Below are 2,500 nucleotides of genomic sequence, written 5' to 3' on the forward strand. Positions count from 1 at the left end.
CGCGTCACCCGCTTATTCTGCCCTGTCCAAATCCTCGCTCCTAAAGTTCAACCCTGTTCTTGGCAGCCTCTAGGGTTTGAGCATGTCGGAAGTAGATCTAGCAGCCCTCTACCAGCGTATATACGCCCTCAGGGTGCGTATTCAGAAAACGCCACAAGTAACGTCTTGGGTTAGTGAAGAGGCAGAACGTCTTGCCACACCCTTATTGACAGTCGAAAAGAAATTGAAGCAGCAACCCCAGGATGTAGAGCAAAGACCATATCTCCTGAACGAGCTTCTAGAAATTGAGAGGGGACCACATACGCTCTTTCGGGAGCACCTCAACCCCTTGATGGGCCGGACTTCCGATAAATGAGCTCCGCATATGGATCATGACTTTGAATGAGGGGGATCGCCTGCCAATCTTCGCAGCATCAGGCGGATCATGGCGAGATACACCAGCATTTCTGTGGCCTCCGGCAATGCCTCGTAGTCCTTCGACAAGCGCCAGCATTTTCCGAGCCAGGCGAAGGTGCGTTCCACCACCCGGCGTCTGGGCAGCACATTGAAGGTCTTCTGGAGCCCGAGTTGGTCCACCAACTCGGGCGTGTAGCGCTGCACCTGCCGCCACCAGGGATACACCACTTCCACCACCAGCCCAGACTGCTCCTTGGCCCACTTGAGGAAGCCGCCCGTGTACCCCTGGTCCGCCCAGACCTTCTCCAGCTTGGGGTAGGTCTGCTTGATCCCGTCGAGAACCAGCTTGCCCCCTTCATGGTCCTGCACATCCGCTGGATGGACCACGACTTTGAGAATCAGCCCGAGGGTATCGACGAGGATGTGCCGCTTGCGTCCACTCACCTTTTTGGCATCATCGAACCCGCGGGGTCCGCCCGCTTCGGTTGTCTTAGCACTTTGACTGTCGATGATGCCTGTGGTGGGCTGTGCGGCTCGCCCAGCCGCCAGCCGGCCTCGTTCTCGAAGCACGTCGTGGACATGCTTCAGTACACCTCGAAGGCGCCACTTGCGGTACTGGGCGTACACCGTGTCCCAACTGGGAAAGTTCAGGGGCAGGAGTCGCCAAGCGCAGCCGGTTTGCAGGACGTAGAGCATGGCGTTGACCGGGACGCGCCGGGAGTGAATTCGCTTGCGTCCCGTCGAACAGGGACCAGGAAGCAGGGGTTCGAGCAGTACCCATTCCGCGTCCGTCAAATCCGAGGCATACCCAGCACCCGTTATGCCCCACAGCAGGATGAAAACTGCGTCTGGAAGGGCCTTGAGGTGTTAACACACGCACCTTGCCTCTTTCTTCCGGCTTCGTCTTACGCTGTGACCCATGACGGGGGACGGCAGGGCGAAGGGGCGGAACGGCTGGCATAAGGGCAACATCGAGGAATTGCCCTCGGGCCGCTTCCGGTGGCGGGTGTGGGTGACGTACCCGGACGGCACGCGGGAACGGCGGCAGGGCACCGTTAGGACGAAGACCGAAGCACAGCGGGCCATCATCACGGCCCAGAAGGAAGCCCAGGAAGGCGTGCGGCCTGTCTCCGACCGGCTGACCGTGGGCGAGATGGTCACGGAATACATGGCGGCGAAGGCGGGGAGCTGGGCGCCCCGGACGCTGTGGAATAACGAAAAGCTCTACCAGCGGCACGTCTCGCCCCACCTGGCCCACCTGAAAGCGGCGGGAGTGACGCCCCGCGCTCTCCGGGCCTACTTCGAGGGGCTGAACGAAAAGCGCCCGGACCCGGCCACGGGTAAGACCCGGCCCCCGCTGGGGGACAGCGCACAGCGGCAGATCCACGTCCTGCTGACCGGCGCGTATAAGCGGGCCATTGGGGACGGGCTGCTGCGAGAGAACCCGGCCCAGCATGCCCGGCCTGTGAAAGCCGCGAAGGCAGGATTGGCGAAGGTGAAGGCGTTCACGCCCGAAGAACTGGGGCGCTTTATTGGGGCGGCCTTGGAAGACCGCTGGGCGCTACCCCTGGCCTTCCTCGCCTACACAGGGCTTCGCATTGGGGAAGCCCTAGCCCTGACCTGGGCGGATCTCCAAGAAGACACGAAGGCCCCCGGCGTGTCCTTCGTGACCGTCTCGAAGACCCGGAGTGAGTTTGAGGGGAAAGCGTACACGGGCAAGCCGAAGACGGCGGCGGGCGTGCGCCGGGTGTACCTGCCCGGGGAAGCCCGGCAGATCGTCGAGGACATGCGGCGCCGCGTGGGCATCGAGGCGCGGGCGTCCGGCTACCAGGGCGAAGGGCTGGCCCCTCACGCGCCCATCTTCCCCAGTGTGGACGGGCGGCCCATGCGGCAGGACACGGCCCGCCATACCATGCGCCGGACCTGCGAGACAGCAGGGGTGCCGCTGCTCAGCCCCCACGCGCTGCGGCACAGCGTGGCAACCTTTCACCTCTCACAAGGGCGGGACGTGGTGACGGTGGCCGCCCACCTGGGGCACGCGCAGACAAGTACCACCCTGAACACTTACGCCCATGCCCTGCCGGACCGGCTGCGCGGCATGACG

General features: G+C 63.3%; 2 protein-coding genes (1 of these 2 cut by a window edge). One reads left to right on the forward strand and one right to left on the reverse strand.

Features of this window, described 5'->3' with window-relative positions; all coding sequences use genetic code 11:
* Nucleotides 1–369: 369 nt before the first annotated feature.
* Nucleotides 370–1,230, reverse strand: coding sequence for an IS5 family transposase (locus tag F784_RS0118820; RefSeq protein ID WP_083939277.1), 861 nt, complete (start codon nucleotides 1,228–1,230; stop codon nucleotides 370–372).
* Nucleotides 1,231–1,315: 85 nt separating this feature from the next.
* On the opposite strand from F784_RS0118820, the gene F784_RS0118825 reads away from it, so the two are divergent.
* Nucleotides 1,316–2,500: the 5' portion of a tyrosine-type recombinase/integrase gene (locus tag F784_RS0118825; protein WP_019588279.1), read on the forward strand. Its footprint extends 123 nt past the window's final position; 1,185 of the gene's 1,308 nt are visible here — the first part of the coding sequence; its start codon is at nucleotides 1,316–1,318; the stop codon falls past the right edge of the window.

This window comes from Deinococcus apachensis DSM 19763 (assembly GCF_000381345.1).
GTDB lineage: Bacteria > Deinococcota > Deinococci > Deinococcales > Deinococcaceae > Deinococcus > Deinococcus apachensis.